This window comes from Achromobacter sp. JD417, assembly GCF_041879325.1.
Classification (GTDB): domain Bacteria; phylum Pseudomonadota; class Gammaproteobacteria; order Burkholderiales; family Burkholderiaceae_B; genus Achromobacter; species Achromobacter mucicolens.
In genome coordinates, this window is record NZ_CP087159.1 from 5,078,688 (window position 1) to 5,095,835 (window position 17,148).

Annotated in this window: 13 protein-coding genes; 6 read left to right on the forward strand and 7 right to left on the reverse strand. The window is 67.0% G+C overall.

The genetic code is table 11. From position 1 onward, the window contains the following. Nucleotides 1-23: 23 nt before the first annotated feature. Nucleotides 24-986, forward strand: coding sequence for a LysR family transcriptional regulator (locus LN047_RS23530; protein WP_223572761.1), 963 nt, complete (start codon nt 24-26; stop codon nt 984-986). Here LN047_RS23530 and LN047_RS23535 read toward each other — a convergent pair. Then, complete coding sequence (locus LN047_RS23535) at nt 983-1,984, reverse strand: Bug family tripartite tricarboxylate transporter substrate binding protein (RefSeq protein WP_373980344.1); 1,002 nt, start codon at nt 1,982-1,984, stop codon at nt 983-985. The two genes, LN047_RS23530 and LN047_RS23535, sit on opposite strands and share 4 nt — an antisense overlap. 63 nt (nt 1,985-2,047) lie before the next feature. Next, nucleotides 2,048-3,682, reverse strand: a complete 1,635-nt coding sequence (locus tag LN047_RS23540) for a thiamine pyrophosphate-binding protein (protein ID WP_373980345.1) — start codon at nt 3,680-3,682, stop codon at nt 2,048-2,050. Between the two features lie 277 nt (nt 3,683-3,959). Here LN047_RS23540 and LN047_RS23545 point away from each other — a divergent pair, with 277 nt between their 5' ends. Next, complete coding sequence (locus tag LN047_RS23545) at nt 3,960-4,823, forward strand: prephenate dehydratase (RefSeq protein WP_373980346.1); 864 nt, start codon at nt 3,960-3,962, stop codon at nt 4,821-4,823. Between the two features lie 13 nt (nt 4,824-4,836). Here LN047_RS23545 and LN047_RS23550 read toward each other — a convergent pair whose 3' ends face one another. From LN047_RS23550 to LN047_RS23570, 5 genes are read right to left on the reverse strand one after another with little or no spacing between them, the layout of a single operon-like run. Continuing rightward, entirely contained in the window at nt 4,837-5,496 is a 660-nt protein-coding gene (locus LN047_RS23550; protein WP_373980347.1) for a tetratricopeptide repeat protein, read from the reverse strand. A 2-nt stretch (nt 5,497-5,498) separates the two neighbouring features. Then, entirely contained in the window at nt 5,499-6,308 is an 810-nt protein-coding gene (locus tag LN047_RS23555; RefSeq protein WP_373980348.1) for an SDR family oxidoreductase, read from the reverse strand. After that, a complete protein-coding gene (locus LN047_RS23560; RefSeq protein ID WP_062839812.1) occupies nt 6,305-6,976 on the reverse strand; it encodes a TenA family transcriptional regulator in 672 nt (223 codons plus the stop codon). The genes LN047_RS23555 and LN047_RS23560 overlap by 4 nt, the downstream gene beginning before the upstream one ends. Beyond that, nucleotides 6,973-8,466: an AMP-binding protein gene (locus LN047_RS23565; RefSeq protein WP_373980349.1), complete on the reverse strand. Its 1,494-nt coding sequence runs from the start codon at nt 8,464-8,466 to the stop codon at nt 6,973-6,975. The genes LN047_RS23560 and LN047_RS23565 overlap by 4 nt, the downstream gene beginning before the upstream one ends. Continuing rightward, nucleotides 8,463-9,089, reverse strand: coding sequence for a thermostable hemolysin (locus tag LN047_RS23570; protein WP_373980350.1), 627 nt, complete (start codon nt 9,087-9,089; stop codon nt 8,463-8,465). Before LN047_RS23570 ends, LN047_RS23565 begins: the two co-directional genes overlap by 4 nt. Before the next feature lie 127 nt (nt 9,090-9,216). Here LN047_RS23570 and LN047_RS23575 point away from each other — a divergent pair, with 127 nt between their 5' ends. The 4 genes from LN047_RS23575 (at nt 9,217) to LN047_RS23590 (ending at nt 17,100) form a co-directional block, all read left to right on the forward strand. After that, nucleotides 9,217-9,888, forward strand: a complete 672-nt coding sequence (locus LN047_RS23575; protein WP_175236304.1) for a response regulator — start codon at nt 9,217-9,219, stop codon at nt 9,886-9,888. Further along, nucleotides 9,885-11,243 (forward strand): ATP-binding protein, encoded by a 1,359-nt coding sequence (locus LN047_RS23580; RefSeq protein WP_373980351.1) that lies wholly within the window; start codon nt 9,885-9,887, stop codon nt 11,241-11,243. The genes LN047_RS23575 and LN047_RS23580 overlap by 4 nt, the downstream gene beginning before the upstream one ends. An 83-nt stretch (nt 11,244-11,326) precedes the next feature. Further along, nucleotides 11,327-13,384, forward strand: coding sequence for a tetratricopeptide repeat protein (locus LN047_RS23585; RefSeq protein ID WP_373980352.1), 2,058 nt, complete (start codon nt 11,327-11,329; stop codon nt 13,382-13,384). Between the two features lie 359 nt (nt 13,385-13,743). Then, nucleotides 13,744-17,100 carry an autotransporter domain-containing protein gene (locus LN047_RS23590; protein ID WP_373980353.1) on the forward strand — a complete coding sequence of 1,119 codons (3,357 nt, stop codon included), beginning with the start codon at nt 13,744-13,746 and terminating at the stop codon, nt 17,098-17,100. The last annotated feature ends 48 nt before the right edge of the window (nt 17,101-17,148 follow it).

The following is a 17,148-nucleotide window of genomic DNA, read 5'->3' on the forward strand; positions in this document are numbered from 1 at the left end:
GGTTCTGAACAATGGAAATTGGCATGACAAAGACAAGACGCCTGGAAGACCTGTGGTCGCACATTCACTGCCTGGGCGTGCTGGCCGACACGGGAAGCTTCACGGCCGCCGCGCGCCGGCTGCAGATCAGCAAGGCGTCGGTCAGCCAGCGCATCGTGGAACTGGAGCAGGCGGCCGGCGTTCCCCTTGTGCGGCGAACCACGCGCAGTGTCAGCCTGACCGAGGCGGGGGCAAGCCTGGTCGACCACACGGCGTCGGCCTACCAGCGCATCGAAGCGGGATTCTCCGCGGTCCGCGACTTGTCCGACGGCCCGCGCGGCGTGTTGTCCGTGACGGCGCCCGTCGCCTTGGGACGCCAGGTCATCGCGCCGCTGATACCCGGTTTCCTTGCGCGCTTTCCGGACGTCCGGATTCAGCTTGAGCTGAGCGACCACCTGGCGTCCCTGGCCACCGAGGGATTCGACCTGGCGATCCGGCATGTCGCCGGCGTGCCCGACACCCATGTCGCCTCGTTGATCTGCGAGACGCGCTCGGTGCTCGTCGCCACGCCGCAGTATCTGTCGGCACATGGCACGCCGCGCACGCCCACGGATCTGGAAGGCCACAATTGCCTGCACTACCTGCGCCGCAGCGGCGGCGCGACCTGGTCGTTCGAATCGCTGGATGGGGACAAGCGCATCGCCGTGCCGGTGCGCGGCAGCTTCACGGCCAACAACAGTGAAGTCCTGCGCGAGGCGGCCGCCGGCTCGGTCGGCATCGCGCTGCTTCCGGATTTCAGCGCGGGCCAGGCGCTGCAGCGCGGCACGCTGGTCGAGGTCCTGCCAGGGTGGCGCGTCGTCGGCGACTATGCCGAACGGCTCTATGCAGTCAGGCCCTACACGCCCCGCGTGCCCCTGACCGTGACCTCGTTCGTCCAGTATCTGCGCCAGGCGATTCCGGCCGCCGAAGGCTTGGCGGCCGGAATCGCCCCGCATGCCCACGGCTAATTGACCTGCAACCCCGCCTTGGCCACCAGCTCGGCATAAATGGTGGCGCCCTGATCGACGTACTTTGCCGTATCGGCGGGCGACAACACATGCGGAATGCCGCCGAAGTTGGCATTGCCCTCGATCCACTTCGGGTCCTTCGAAATCTGCTGCAGCGCGGAGGCCCACTTGTCCACCGCTTCGGCGCTCATGCCCGGCGGCCCGAACAGCCCGCTCCAGCCGATGACGGCTTCAAGCTGCGGCAGGTTCGATTCGCGTGCGGTCGGAATGTCCGGAAACTGCGCAAGGCGTTCCGGCGTCGTCGTCAGCAATGCGCGCAACTTGCCGCCCGCAAGAATTCCGGTCATCGAGCTCAAGTTGTTGCAGGCGAAGTCCACATCGCGGCTCAGCACCGCCACGGCCACCTCGCTGCCGCCCTTGTACGGAACGCTGACGGCCGCGTCCGGCTTCAATCCCAGACTACTTAGCAGCAGTTGCGGGGCAAGGTTCTGCACGGTCGCGGGGCCGGAATGGCTGTAGTTCAGCTTGCCGGGCCTGGCCTTCAATGCCTGGGACAGATCGCCGATGGTCCGGTACGTGCTATCCGGATGCACCACACAGACCACGGGGTTCAGCTCCAGCAGCCCGATGAACGTGAAATCCTTCGAGGTATAGGGCGTCGTCTTGGGCTGCAACGCGGGCAGGAGGACCTGGGAACCAATGCGGCCCATCAGCAGCGTGTACCCGTCGGGCGCTGCATTCTTGACCGCGGCCGATCCGATCGCGCCGTTGGCGCCGGCTTTGTTGACCACGACCACCGGCTGCCCCAGGACGCCTTGCGCGGCGGCGGACAGGTTGCGCGCCGCCATGTCGGCGTCGCCGCCCACGCTGAAGGGCACGATGAGCTGGATCGGTTTGGCAGGGTAAGCCTGGGCGGCGGCCAGGCCGGGACAGCTGAGAAGCAGGCAAAACGCGGCGCGAGCGGACCCGCCCGGGACGATGCCGGTGAGGCTGATCATGGGATGTCTCCTGGTCGTTCTACGGGACGAAACCGGACTGCGGCAACGCTCGATGCCTTGAGCTCAATGACCGGTCGTGGACTGCACTGATGCTGCGTGGAAAACCGGTGCGGCCTCGCCCGCGAGGGACACGTTGATGCAGGCTGGCAAGCCGCTGGCGGCGGCCTGGCGCAAGGCGGTGGCCAGGCCTGCGGCGTCGCGCGCCGAAAACCCCGCGCCGCCCAGCGCCGAGGCGACGTCGTGATAGCGAGCCGCCGGAGAAAGCTCGCAGCCGATGAGCCGCTGCGGGCCGTAGGTGCGCATTTGAATCAGGTGCTCGGCGTTCCAGCGCAAGTCGTTGCCGATCACCGCCGTGATCGCCGCGCCTTCGCGCACCGCCGTGTCCAGCTCCATCAGATGGAACCCGGCGGTGCCGTCGCCCATCATGACGACCACCGTCGCCCCCGGCCGCGCGATCTTTGCGGCGATCGCATAACAGACCCCTGCACCGATCGCCCCGGACATGCCGTTGATGATGCGGACCGGCGCCTGGCAGAACGCCTGCGCCCATTGGCCGAACTCGCCGCCGTCGCAGATCAGGATCGGATCGGGCGCGGACGCCAGAAACGCCTGCACGGTCTCGCACAGCGCGCGCGGATCCAATGCGCCCTGCGTCGGTGCGGACGGCGTCTTCACCGTCCGGCTTTGCAGCGCTTCATCGACCTGGGCGCGCCACGCAAGGCGTTCGGCCGACGGTTGCGCCGCCGCCACCGCCGCCAGCGCCGCCGCCGGGTCGGCCTGCAATGCCAGGACCAGACGCGCGCCCAGCAGCCGGCCCGCGCGTTCCAGCATCGCGGGGTCCGGGTCGATGACCGCGACGCGGGCCTCTTGCCCAAGGGCGCCGGTGCTGCCGAATCCCAGCGTGAAGTCCAGGCACTTTCCCGCCAGAACGATCAGGTCGGCGCTTGGGATGATGCCGGCCAAGGCCCCCAGCGACGGATCTTTCAGCCCGCGGGGACTTTCCATCGGGATGATGCGCAGCCCCAGCGCGGCTTCGGCTGCCGCGCGCGCGGAACGTCCTTGCGGCCGCGCGCTCGCCGGCCCGGCCAGCACCAGCGGACGCTGCGCCGAATGCAACAGGTCTGCCAGTGGGTTCACGCTGGAAGTATCCACCTTGGCAACCGGCTGAACGGCGGGCGCGTCGGGAAGGTTCGCCATGCCCGATTCGGCGGTCAGCAGGTCAAAGGGCAACGCCAGGTGGACGGGGCCGCGACGCGGCGCAAGCGCCTGCGAGATCGCCGCTTCAAGCGCAGGGCAAAGCTCTGCCGCGGACCGCGGGCGGACCGACAACTTGGTCAGCGGACGGGTGATGGAGACCTGGTCCAGTTCCTGGAACGCGCCAGAGCCGTCTTCCGACACCGAAGAGTCGCCCGAGATGAGCAGCACCGGGCTTTCCGCCTGCGAGGCCGAATAAAGCGGCGCGAGTCCGTTGGTCAGGCCCGGCGCGGCGGTGATCAACGCCACGCCGAGTTCGCCGGTAATCTGCGACCACGCATCGGCCATGAAGACCGCGGCCGCTTCGTGCCGGACGTGGATGATGCGGATGCCTGCGTCGATACAGGCATCGTATAGCGGCATGATCTGGTTGCCGGAGAGGCTGAAAATGGTATTGACGCCCCGCCGACGCAGCGAGCGAATGATCAACTCAGAACCAAGCACGTTTGTCTCCCCCGAGGTTGCGCTTGGCTGTGCCCTGCAACCTTTTATTGATCCGACATGTTTCTTTGACTCATTTGCGGCTCAGTGTATCGGGTAACAGCGGCGTTTAGGTTGATGTTTTTTGAACCAAGGATCACGCCCGCCGACGCGTGGCGGCCTGCCCGCACACGCTGAAAGCGGATCCCTCTATACAGATCGGCGCGCCTGGTGTTTCATACCGTCTTGGCGATCCATGACATTGCGCGGCCGTCGCGCGGCCCTCTTCGAAGGCAACACCATGGCAAAAAGACACCTTGGCGCGGCAGTTTGCCTCATGACCTGGATGATGACGATGACCCCCAGTTTTGCCGGTTCCATTGGTTACCTGGGGCCCGCGGGCTCCTGGACCCATCAGGCGTGCCTGGACCTGTTCGGGCCCAACGCGCTTGTTCCGCTCACGCGCGACGAACTCTTTTCCGGCTACGCATCGGGCAAGCTGACCCAGGCGTGCGTCCCCGTGACGACGTCGGTCGTCGGCGTCACGCCCTATCTGGACGCGGTGCTGGATCTGCCCAATGCCGTGGTGGTCGGCGAATACCCCAAGATGCTGGGCTACAGCCTGCTGGCGCGTCCCGGCGCGACGCTGCAAGACATCAAGGAAGTGTTCGCCCACCCGGTGGCATTCGAGGAAGTGAAACCCTGGCTGGACCGGGAAATGCCCACGGTGAAGCGCACCGAGTCCGCAAGTGGCGGCGCCGCCGCCAAGACCGTCGCCGAAAGCGCCACCCTCGACAAGGCCTCGTTCGGTCCGAAGGTGGGCGCCAGCGTGTATTCGCTTAGCGCGCTGGTCGATGGGATCGAGGAAGGACCGCACAATGTGACGCGCTGGTGGGTGCTGGGCCGCGACCTGCCGGCGCCCACGGGGCATGACAAGACCTCGCTGGTGCTTTCGACCGCGGACGACAACCTGAATGATGCCCTGCGCGCCCTCGTGCAGGCCAACGTTGCCGTGCTGACGATCTATGAGCGTCCCAGCAAAAAGACCCTGGACACGCACCGGTATGTCGTCGAGGTCGCGGGCCATGCCGCGCAGGAACCCCTGGCCGGGCTTTTGAAGGCGCATCCCGAATTCCGGTTGCTGGGTTCCTATCCGCGCAAGTGAGCCGCCCTCGCCTTCAGCGCGCTTCCTTCATCAGTGTCCGGACTTCCTCCCGCCTGCCCTCGTCAGCCACTTCGCGGCCGGGGCGGGCCGGCGCTTTCAGCGCCTTTTCCAGGTAAGGAATCGCTTCGGACTTGCGGTTCCGGTACACCAAATAATCCGCGTAGAAGTAGTTCGGATCGATGCCGTCCGGGTTGATGGTCAACGCCTGCTGCAGCAAGGCCTCGGCGCGCTTGTTGTCGCCGAATCCCACTGGCCAGCCGGGCACCTTGTAATACAGCACGCCCAGGCTGTTCAGTGCGGACCCGTCCAGCGCCTTGCTGTCGATCTGGATGGCGGTTTCGTACTCGGCCTTGGCCTGTTTCGCCAGGCTGAGCGCCCCCATGCCGCCCTTGGCGCCGGCCCACGAGCTCAGGATGATGCCTTCCCAGATATGCGGTTCGGCTTTGTTGGCGTAACGCTGCGTCAGGTCGTGGGCCTGCTTGGACAGTGCCTCGAAGCGCTTGGCGCGATCGTTGGGCGGGGTCTTGTATTGAATTTCCGCCCAGCCGTTTTGCAGCTCGCGGATACCCTGGTCCATGTCGGCAGGCGCCGCAAGGGTGAAGGTGGAAAACAAGCACGCCACGCCCGCCAGCAAGCCGGCGGCCGCATTGCGCAAGCCAATATTCTGTTTCATGACTAGGCTCCAGTAGGAAATTTCAACGACATCAAGGCGCGGCGATGCTTCGCAAACGCGCCGTCCAACCATTCAGGGCAAAGACCATTGACCCGTGCCGCGACGGATTCGATTCCGCCCGCGAAGCGTTGGCGCGATTCGCTTTGCAGCATGCGCGATACCGCCTCTGCGATTTCTTCCGGGCTATCGCTGGCCGAATCGGTTTCTTTGTTGAACGCCAGCACTTCGGGCGAGTTGAACGGCGTGTCGATGGCCCGGGGCGCGTAGTACTGCACCCGGACGGACGAGTCGGCCAGCTCGCGGCGCAAGGCTTCGGAGTACATCCGAAGCGCGGCCTTGCTTGCCGCATAGGCCGAGAACCCCGGCACGCCCAGACTGCCCAGCGTCGATCCGATGTTCAGCACCTGTGCGCGCGGCTGCGCCAGCAACTGCGGCAGCATGCCGGCGGTCAGCATCATGGGCGCGACGACATTCGTGTCCATGAGCTGGCGCAGCGCTTCGGTCTGCAGGGACTGCGCGGGTCCGAACGCAGCCAGCGCCGCATTGTTGATGAGCACGTTGGCATTGCGGGCGCCGGCGGCATCGATGACCGCGTTGCGGCCGGCGTCGGTGGTCACGTCCACCACCAGCGCGTCCACACGCGACCGGTCGCGCGCCCCGGCGCTCAGCGACTGCGCCAGGGCCAGCAAGGGCGCTTCGCTGCGGCCGACCAGCAGCAGGCTCGCGCCTTCGTCGAAAAGCCGGCGCGCAATCGCGCTTCCGAGGCCGCCCGCGGCGCCCGTCAACACGACGGAGGCATCGCGCGGGCTCATGCGCCTTGTCCTTGCGAAGACGAGCGCGGCAGGGAACGGAAGATCGCCCCATAAAGCCCGTAGAACATGTTGGCGGCATGGACCACGGCGGCGCGGTCGGCGTCGTCGTCCAGGCGGTTGACCAGATCGGCGAAATGCGCGGTGTGCTCCTGGTCCAGCGTGCCGTGGGATCGCAGATAGCTGAAGGCGCTGGGCGGCAGCGCCAGCGCGCGCTGGATCTGGTCCGCGGCGTTCAAGGCCAGCGTGACGCTGGTGCCCTCCAGCACGTGCACCATGCCGAAGAATCCCACCGGATTCTTGCGCGCGATGGTGTCGTAGGCGTAAGCCACCATGATTTCAGTGGCCGGCCCGGGTCCGGCGCGGCGAACCTCGTCCGCATCGTGTCCCAGCGCACGCAGGTCATTGAGGATCCAGGCATCGTGGCCGGTCTCCTCTTCGATGTATTCATCGATCGCGGGCAGCATCCATGCCAGGTGTGCCGGCATGCGCGCGCGGCACGCGTGCATCAGCGGCACGGTGTGGCTGACGTGGTGATAGGCCTCGCGCAGAAACGCCGCATAGGCGGGCCGCGCAACCTGGCCGCGCAGGCAATCCTGGATGATGGGCGTGGCCACCAGGGACTCCCGGGCCTCGCGCGTCTGTTCAAGCAACTGTTCGAAAAAGGTCATGATGGGTCTACATCGATAGGTGAGCGGTAACCCGCGGAAAAGAGATCGGCATGCAATTGGGCAACGGCCTGCCGGCGCGGACGCCCATTCACCGTCGCCAGGCCGCTGGTGGCAGAAAACTCGGCCCGCGCGCGCATCCAGGATCCGACCCGGGCATAGTCCGGCAGCCCCTGGTTGACCTGGTCGACGCACGCTTGAATGGCGCTGTCGCTAGGATCGCCCAGCGGCCAGATCACGGCGCCCAGCGCTGCCTGGCCTTCGCCCAACACGACGCAGTGCGCGATGACGGGCTGGTTCGCCAGGCGCAGCTCGACCCATTCGGGCGACACATTGCGTCCGTATCCGGTAATCAGCACATTCTTCTTTCGACCGCGGATATGCAGGAATCCGGCATCGTCGATGCGGCCCAGGTCGCCTGTCGGCAGCCATGTCGAGGGCATCGCGGGCTGCCCCAGATAGCCCAGCGCCAGCGCGCCGGCCACCTCGATTTCACCGTCGGCAGCGACGCGCACGCGCGCATGCGGCAAGGGGCGGCCCGCCGATCCGGGACAGTCCGCGCCGGGCAGGTTCAGGGTCTGCACCGAGCAGGCCTCCGACAGTCCGTAGCCTTCATAGGCGGGTATCCCCAGCGAGCGGGCGTATTCCAGCAGGTCGCTTCCCACCGCCGCCCCGCCCACCGCAACGAAGCGCAGCGTGCCGGGGCCTGCGAGGCCCGCCGCCCGCAGCCAGCCCGCATAAGCGCGCAACATCTGCGGCAGCACGATGACGCTTTGCGCGCGGCCCGCCACGAGGGCCTGGTGAAACACGGCCGGATCGAAGCGCGACGATCCCTGGAGCCCGATGTCCTTCAAGGGATTGACGCAGATCGCCGCGCCCTCGATCAGGGGCGCGTAGACGCCCGCGATGTTCTCCAGCAGCACGGGCAGGGGCAGCGCCGTGAAATGACGCACGATGCCTAGCGGCCGCGTGGCGGCCGCAAGCCCCCCCGCCACCGCGAGCATCTGGTCCGCGCCCAGGCACACGCCCTTCGGGCTACCGGTCGACCCGGACGTAAAGGTGATCTTCGCCGTGCCGGCGGGCAATGGCACCTTGGCGAAAGCGCGCCGGAACAGCGCTGTGTGACCCTGCCATTGCGCGGCGATCTCAAAACCGAAGGCCTGCAACATGGGCTGCAATGACGCAGGTCCGACGACGGCGTTCACGCCTGCGGCGTCCAGGGTCTCGCGCCACTGGCCCGGCGTGAAGAACAGCGGCAGGGGCACGTGCACCACGTCCGCTTGAAGACAGGCCAGATCCAACACGATCCACTCAAGACCGTTGTCCATCAGCGAGGCCACGACCGTCGCCCCGCGCGCCGCGAGGTCGCCGGCAAGCGAGTCCACGCGGGCGAGCAGCGCCGCGTAGTCCAATCCCTCTGACTGGGTCTGGACCGCAACGGCACGCGCGCGGGCAGGTTCCCTCAACAGCGAGAAAAAGCGGGACACGTTCATACGTCCAGCTCCGGAAGGCGGCCAAGAATGGCATTGAGCCGCCCCGCGAACACCGTCGGCGCATGCGCGTAGTAATTGCCCCACTCCTTGCGCTCGGCTTCGTTCAGGTGGTCCGGGGTGGCCGCCGAGATCGGCTGATGCGCCAACCCCATTCGCTGGAACAGATGGTGCAGTTCGATGGTGAGCGTGCTGACCGCCCAATCAAAGCCCTCGGCGTGCAGATGCCGTGCCAGAAGCGGCACCAGCAACCTGCCGCCGCCGGGACGCACGGCGGCGAACTGCCCGGCTTCAACGATGAGACTGCGCGCAACAGGCGCCCCTTGATCGCGCACGTATTGCTCGATGGGCGCGGACAGGTAGCGCTCCAGAAAAAGCGGATCGCTCGCGCTGCGATAGCCCGCCGCCGCCAGGATCTCGCCGTCGCGCTGCACGCTGACCAGCGTGGGCAGCCACTCGGTCAGCCGGGCGCCGAAGCGCTGTTGATAACGTTGGTGAATGTAGGACTCGATCCGCGCGCGCATCGGATCCTCGAGGGGATGGATGTGCAGCGTGGCGGGCATGGCCCGAGGCCGCGCGGCCATCGCCGTCCAGGCGGACGGGGCGAAACATTTGTTGTGGGGCATGCGGTATTCCATGCTTAGGAACTGATTTTCCCGATACGATGGAGCGCAGCTTAGGCATGGAACCTTAATGAGAAATTAACCACCCGGGCGGTGGTAATCTCAGTCCTGCACGGCGAGAAGACGATAAATGAGAATTCTCATCATTGAAGACGACCCGCTCATTGGCGATGGTCTTAAATCCGGCTTACGGCTTCTGGGCTATGCCGTCGACTGGTTCTCCAGCAGCCGCGAAGGCGATCAGGCGATCAGCGTCGTGCATTACGACGCCGTGGTCCTCGATCTGGGCCTGCCCGGCGAAGACGGCGTTTCCCTGCTGGGCCGCTGGCGCCGCGAAGGGCGCACCGTGCCGGTTGTCATCCTGACGGCGCGCGAAGCGGTCTCAAGCCGCATCGCGGGCCTGGATGCCGGCGCGGACGATTACCTCATCAAGCCCATCACCCTGGATGAACTGGCGGCGCGGTTGCGCGCGGTGACGCGACGCGTGGCCGGCAAGCCCGAGCCCGTCTGGCGTCATGGCGATCTTGACTACCACCCCGCCCTGCATGAAGTGCACTGGAAGGGCCAGAAGGTGGACCTCACGACGCGCGAAGCGCTGCTGCTGGAACTGTTCCTGACGCATCCGAATCGCGTGCTGACACGCGACTTCATCCGCGACAAGCTCTACGACTGGGAAGCCGAACTCGAAAGCAATGCGCTGGAGGTGTTCGTGCATCATCTGCGCAAGAAGATCCACCCGAAGATCGTGCGCACCGTGCGCGGGTCGGGCTACGCGCTGGGCCAGGTGGAAGCCGACACATGACGTTGCAACGACGCCTGATCATCGCCGTGCTGCTGGCGGCGCCAGTCGCGTGGCTCATCACCATCGCCGGCACGTACTGGCGCGCCGCCCATGAGATCAACGAACTCTACGACACCGACATGGTGCGCCTGGCGCAGCAGACCATCGCCATATCCGCGCTGATTCCGCCTTCCGCCCAGACGCAGCCGGCGCGCGCCCAATTGCCCGCGTCGGACAGCGCCGGCGATGCGGGCCTTGGCGATCTGTCGGTGGCCATATGGCGCGGATCGCAAGCCCCCCTGGTGCTCGACCCCGAAGCCCTGCAGTTTCCTCGCAACGAAGACCGCGAAGGGTTTGCGGAAAGCATCGTCAACGGCGAACGCTGGCGCCTCTTTTACCTGGACGATCCCTCGGGCCAGACGCGGGTTGGCGTGGGACAGCGCATCGGAGAACGCGACGACCTCGTGATCGCCTACGTGGCCGGGCAGATCCTGCCGTGGCTGTTGGGCCTGCCGGTGCTCATCGCACTGCTGATCTACGCCGTTCGCCAGGCGATGTCCCCCGTGCGCAGGCTGTCGTCCGAACTGGAACGGCGCAGCCCGGACGACGCCAAGCCCTTGCCGCTGTCGGGCGTGCCGGGCGAGCTCACGCCACTGATAACGTCCATGAATGGCCTGCTTGCGCGGGTCGGTACGCTGATCGAACAAGAGCGCCGGCTGACCGCGGATGCGGCGCACGAGCTGCGCACGCCGCTGGCTGCCGTGCGGGCGCAGTGGGATGTGGTGCGGCGCACGCAAGACCCGCAGGCCCTGCAACAGGCGCAAACCAGCGTGACGCGCGGGATGGAGCGGCTGGACCGGCTGGTCTCGCAGCTGCTGACGATGGCGCGATTGGACAATGCCAATCACACGGACTTCGGCAGTGCTGTCGACTGGGGCAGCGTAGCCGAGCAGGCCGTCAGCGACTGCCTCTGGATCGCCGACCGGCGGGACGTGGACATCGCCGTGGAATGGCCCGAGCCCGGCATACTGCCGCTGCCCATGGCCGGCGATGCCGACGCGCTGGTCATCATGCTGAAAAACATCCTGGACAACGCCATCCGGTACGGCCCGCGCCATGGCCGCGTGCGTCTGACATTCTCGCCCTCGCAGATCTCGGTCGACGACCAGGGGCCGGGCGTTGCGCCCGAGGTGCTGCCGCGGCTGGGCGACCGGTTCCTTCGCGCCGCCGGCAACGAGGAAGCCGGCAGCGGCCTGGGCGTCTCCATCGCCCGCCGCATCGCCCATGCGCACGGCATGCGCATCGCATTCGCCATGCGCGATGCGCAAAGCGACTTCGGCCCGGGCCTGCGGGTGACGATACGCCGCGGCGCGTAGATGGCAAGCCTGCGCGAAGGCACTAGAATCTGCGCTTCACGTTTCCCTTCAGGCCGGCCCGCACGGCGGCCGCTGGTCTCACCATGGCCCCCACGCCCGCACCGCCACCGCCAACGACAGGCACGCAGCTTTCCCTGCGCGAAGCCCTGCAACAGGCCCACGCCCATTGGAACGCCGGACAGGCGGCCCAGGCAGAGGTCCTCTGCCGCCGCATTCTGGCCGCATCGCCAGGACAGGCCGATGCCTCCCACCTGCTGGGCCTGATCGCGCACGCGCATGGCCAGCCCGCGCTGGCGCTCGACCTGCTGCGGCACGCTTGCCGGACCGACGCCGCGCCCGCGGTCTACTTTGGCAACCTGGCTGAAATCTGCCGGCAGCAAGGCCTGCTCGCTGAAGGCGAGGCCGCCGCGCGCCATGCCACGCAACGAGAGCCCGGGCTGGTCATGGCGTGGAACAACCTGGGAATCATCCTGCAGGAATCCGGGCGCCACGCCGACAGCGTCGAATGTCTTGAACGGGTGGCGCAACTTCAGCCGCACAGCCCGGAAGCCCTCAACAACCTCGGCAACGCGTACACGGGCGTGAATCGCCTGGACGAAGCGCGTCAGCATTACGTCCAGGCGCTCGCATTGCGCGGCGACTACGCCGAGGCGCACAGCAACCTCGCCTTCGTGCTGCGCGAACTGGGCGATCACGAGGCCGCGGCAAACGCCGGGCAGCGCGCCATCGAATGCAACCCGCGCCTGGCGAACGCGTACATCAATCTGGCGGAAGTCGAAGCGGCACGGTCGCGGCCCGCACAAGCGCTGCAATGGATCGAAGCGCTGCTGGCCTTTGCCCCCGGCCACGGCAGTGCGCTGCAACTGCGCGCACGGCTGCGGGCCGCGCTCGAAACGTCCACCATGTCCGCCATGGCGGGCGATGCGCCGTCACCGGCCGCAACGGCCCCCATCGATGCCAGCCGCGCCATGCCCGCTGCCGCCGAGCAGGACGTGCAGGCATTGGTAAGCCATGCCGGCGCCTTGCTGACGGAACGGCGACACGACGAAGCCGAGCGGCTGCTGCGCCAGCACATGGACCCTCGTGGCGCGCCCGCCACGCTGTGGCGGCTTCTGGGCCTGGCGGTGAAATACCAGGGCCGCGTTCAGGAAGCCGCTGACATCCAGACCATGCTCGTCACCGCCATGCCCGGCAACCTGTCCGCCCGATTCGACCTGGCCGAAACGCGCTTGCTGCAAGGGGACTTCGAGCGCGGCTGGACGGAATACCGTTGGCGCTACAGCCTTTCCCATACCGCGGCGATGGACCGCAAGGTGCAGCGGCCGCGCTGGGACGGCAGCCGCATCGATGGCCAGACGCTGCTCATTCATGACGAACAGGGGTACGGCGACACGCTGCAATTCATGCGCCTGATCGACGCGGCCCGGAGCCGCAGCGGCGCGCGTGTCGTGCTGGAAGTCCATCCCGACCTGCTGTCTTTCGCCCGGCGCCTCGTCGGCCCGGACGCCTTCCCGCGCGGACAGATCCCCCCGCCGTTCGACCAGCACTGCGAACTGATGTCCCTGCCCATGGCGATCGGCCTGCGCATGACCGACCTGCCGGACCAGGTCGGCTACCTGTCGGCCGATGCGGCCCGCGTCGAGAAATGGCGCAAGCGGCTGGCCGGCTTGCCACGGCCGTGGGTGGCGCTGGCCTGGGCAGGCAGACCCACGCATTCGAACGACGCCAACCGGTCTCTTGCCTTGGCGGACATGGCGCCCCTGGCCGTGCCCGGCATCACGTACCTGGCCATCCAGAAAGGCCCCGCCGCGGCCCAGGCCGCCACGGCCCCGCCCGGCATGAACATCGTGCCGCTGGATGCCGAGATCGCCGACTTCGAGGACACCGCCGCAATCCTGTCCCTGGCCGACCTGCTCGTCTCGGTCGATTCGTCTCCCGTGCATCTGGCCGGCGCATTGAATCGGCCCGCCTGGGTGCTGCTGCCTTTCCTGCCCGACTGGCGCTGGCTGTTGCAGCGGTCCGACTCCCCCTGGTATCCGTCGCTGCAATTGTTTCGCCAGCCCGCGCCGGGCGATTGGAAGCCGGTCATGCACGACGTGGGTCAGGCGCTGGCGACCCGGTTTCAGCGCGGCCAGGCCTGAACATGCGGGCGCAGCCGGCGGCCAAGCCGGCGCGCCGCCAGTGTCAACCGGAAAAAGGCCTGAATTTCGGCATTATTGCGGCCTTTGAGACCGCGCCATCGCCAGTAATGTGCGGGGTGAGATAGTACGCCCCAGCAAAAGGCCGCCTGTCTAGCCTCATACCCTGGCACCGGCCGCGCGGATAGTCCATAGCTCCAACGGTTGCCGCACATTCCAACCGACATCGCCCCAGGCGGGAGCTTGCCTTGAAGCTGAAACACCGAAAAAAACGTACCCCCTCTTTTCCCGCGGCATCCGCGCGAGCCGGCTCGAGGGCGGCGCCTGCCCGGTCGACGCAAATTCTGCCGGTTGTTTCCCTCGTGGCCGCCAGCCTGCTTCCCGGCATGGTCCATGCCGCGGGTTGCGTCGCGCTTAACTACTCGTCCAACTCGACCGTTGTAGGCGCCGTCGATTGCATCGATTGGACGAATGGCAACCTTACGATCACCGGTTTTGGAAGCCTTTCCGGCACCGACATCGGTCTGCACGCCGCCATCACCACCCCTGGCTTCTTACTGAAGAACTCCGGCACCATCCTTGGCACGCTGGCGGGCCTGCAGAACGACGGCGTTCTGGATCAGGTGCAAAACAATGGCCTGATCTGGTCCACCGGAACGGGCGTCACCGTGGCCGGCATCCTGAATACGGGCTCCGGAAGCATCACCAGCGTGGTCAACAACACGGGCGGCTCCATCGCCGGCGATCGGGCCGGCCTGTTCAACGCGGGCAACATCACCCTGATCGACAATTTCGGGATGATTTCCAGCAACAGCCCCAACTTCGGCACGGTTGCGGGCATCTGGAACAATGGCGGCACGATCAGCAACCTGAACAACGTCGGCACCCTGCAGGCATCAACCACGCACGGATCGCTCGTCGGGTTCGGCGTCGTGACCGAAAACGGCCTCATCGGCACGCTGGACAACAGCGGCATCATTACCGGCCAGGTGGGCGTACTGGCGCAAGGCAACGGGCGGGTGGACACGCTCACCAATTCCGGGACCATTTCTGGCGACATCGCAGGCATCTTCATGGATGCCAGCACGGCCGGCACCATCACCAACACGGGCCTGATCGTGGGTGCGCCCAGCAGCGCCATGGGCGGGTCGCTCGATACCGGCATCTACCTGTCCCGCGCCAGCAGCATAAGCCTGCTCGCCAATAGCGGCACCATCACCGGCCGGAATGCGGCGATCCAGCTCGATGGCAACAGCTATATCAGTACGATTACCAACAGCGGCCTCATCGCGGGCGACCTGACCACCGCCAGCACCATCCCCCTTTCCATCGCAGGCGGCAGCGGCAACGTCTTCGGCACCCTTACCGGCGCGAGCGGCGGCCTGGGTGTGGCCGACAAAGGCCTCATCAAGGTGACGGGCGCAAACCTGGTGTTTTCGGGCGGAAACCTGCTGCTGAACAATGACATCGCTGCGGTGGGCCGTTCCGTCCTCAACTTTGGCGCGACCCTTCAGGTCAACAACCCCATCACCATCACAGGCAACTATTCGCAGACCGGCGGCGGACTGGCCTTCAATGTCGTCGACACCAGCAGCTATGGCTACCTGGACGTGAACGGCTCGGCGTCCATCAGCAGCGCGGCGATCAGCCTGGGCGGCACGGGGTTGGCCAATGGCCAGTCCTACACGGTCGTTCGCGCGACCGGGTCCGGCACTTATGCCAACAACACGGCCTTCGTGTCCACCAACAACGGCCTGCTCGCCCAACTGAGCGACGTGAACGGCGCGCTGACCGTGACCATCGCGCCCGACGCCCAGACCCACTACTGGGACGGCGCCAACACCGTCGCCGACGGCACGATTGCCGGTGGCTCCGGCACCTGGACGGCCAACGGCAAGAACTGGACCTCGACCGACGGCACCGCCAACGGCAAGCTCGATCAGACCGACGTGCGACCCGTGTTCGGCGGCGCGGCGGGCACCGTGACGGTCGACGCCAGCCACGGCGCAATCGCCGTGAACGGCATGCAGTTCTCCACCGATGGCTACCGCGTCACCGGCGACGCCATCGGGCTGGCGGCAGCCACCTCGGCCATCGAAGTCGACGCCAATGCCACCGCCATCATCGATTCCACGCTGACCGGTAGCGGCGCGCTGGCCAAGACCGGCAGCGGCATGCTGATCCTGAACGGCGTGAACACCTACTCGGGCGGCACCTCGGTTTCCGCGGGCACGCTTGAGATCGGCGATGCCGCGCATCCCACCGCCAGCATCCTGGGCGACGTGGCCGTCGGCAGCGCCGGCACGCTGCGCGGGCACGGCTCCATCGGCGGCAATGTGACCAACGACGGTATCGTGCGTCCGGGCGGCTCCATCGGCACGCTGACGATCCTGGGCAATTACACGCAGTCCCCGACCGGCACGCTGTTCATCGACGTCAGCCCAACGGCTGCTTCGCAACTGAAGGTGAGCGGCACCGCCACCCTGGCCGGCACCCTGAACGTGCTGTACGGCCCGGGCACGTACAGCGCGACGTCCTTCCGCATCGTCGACGCGGCCAGCGTCACCGGCCGTTTCGCGTCCGTGACCAGCAACGCGCCGGCCGAACTGGCGCAAAGCGTGCAGAACCTGGCCGACGGCAGCACCCTCACGCTGGCCGCCAGCGGCACGGATAACGGCGGCGGCACAGATACTGGCGGCGGTACGGACACCGGCGGCGGCACCGACACCGGCGGCGACACGGACACGGGCGGCGGGACCGTCGTCATTGCCCCCACCAACGCCACGATCTTCGGCGCGGCCGCCTCGGCCGCCATCCGCGAAGGCCAGCGCGTGAACGACACGCTGCTCGCGCGCCTGGGTCAGGATTGCGCGGACGCCGCGACGTCCGCCAATTGCGCGCGTCCCGGCCGCCAGGCCTGGGCCCAGATCGTCTCCAACAGCGTCAACGTGCGCGGCAACGACGACGCGCCCAGCTACAAAGACCGCCATTACGGCTTTCTGGCGGGGCTGGATCAGCAGGTTGGCGCCTGGACGCTGGGCGTCGCGGGCGGCTACAGCCACGTCGATGTGACCGAAGATGAGGCCAGCGGCAAGATCGACACCCTGCGCATCGCCGGCTACGGCAGCCGCCGCGTGGGGGCCGTGACGCTCGCCGCGACGGTCGGCGCCGCCTACGACTTCCTCAAGACGAGCCGGTCCTTCCCCGGCCCGGGCAAGGCCCGCGGCGACACCGACGCACAGGAAATCACGGCCGGCCTGCAAGCCAGCCTGCCGCTGGCCGCCGGCCCGCTCACGATCACGCCGCGTCTCGGACTGCGCTATCTGTACCTGCACACCGAACGCTTCAGCGAAACGGGCTCCACCAGCCAGAACCTGGATGTCGGCTCGCAGGACTTCAACAGCCTGCAACCCTATGCGCAACTCGTCGTGGGCCTGCCCTTCAGCATGAAGTCGGACAAGCCCGCCGTCGTCGAGGCCCGCGTCGGCTACGCCTACGAAACCTTGGACAGCAACCGCGCATTCCACGCCACGGCGACCGACGGCACCGGTTTCACGCTGCCCGGCGTGTCGCCCTCGCGCGGCATGTTCTCTGCCGGCATGGGTCTCACGATGCCCGTCAGCAAGGCCATGGATCTGACGGCCAGCTACGACCGGCTGTTCGACACGGGCAACGTGTCGGGACAAACGTTCCAGCTGCAGGCGACGTACCGGTTCTAAAGCGCAGTAAATAAAAATAGGCCCACGCCATGGCGTGGGCCTATTTTT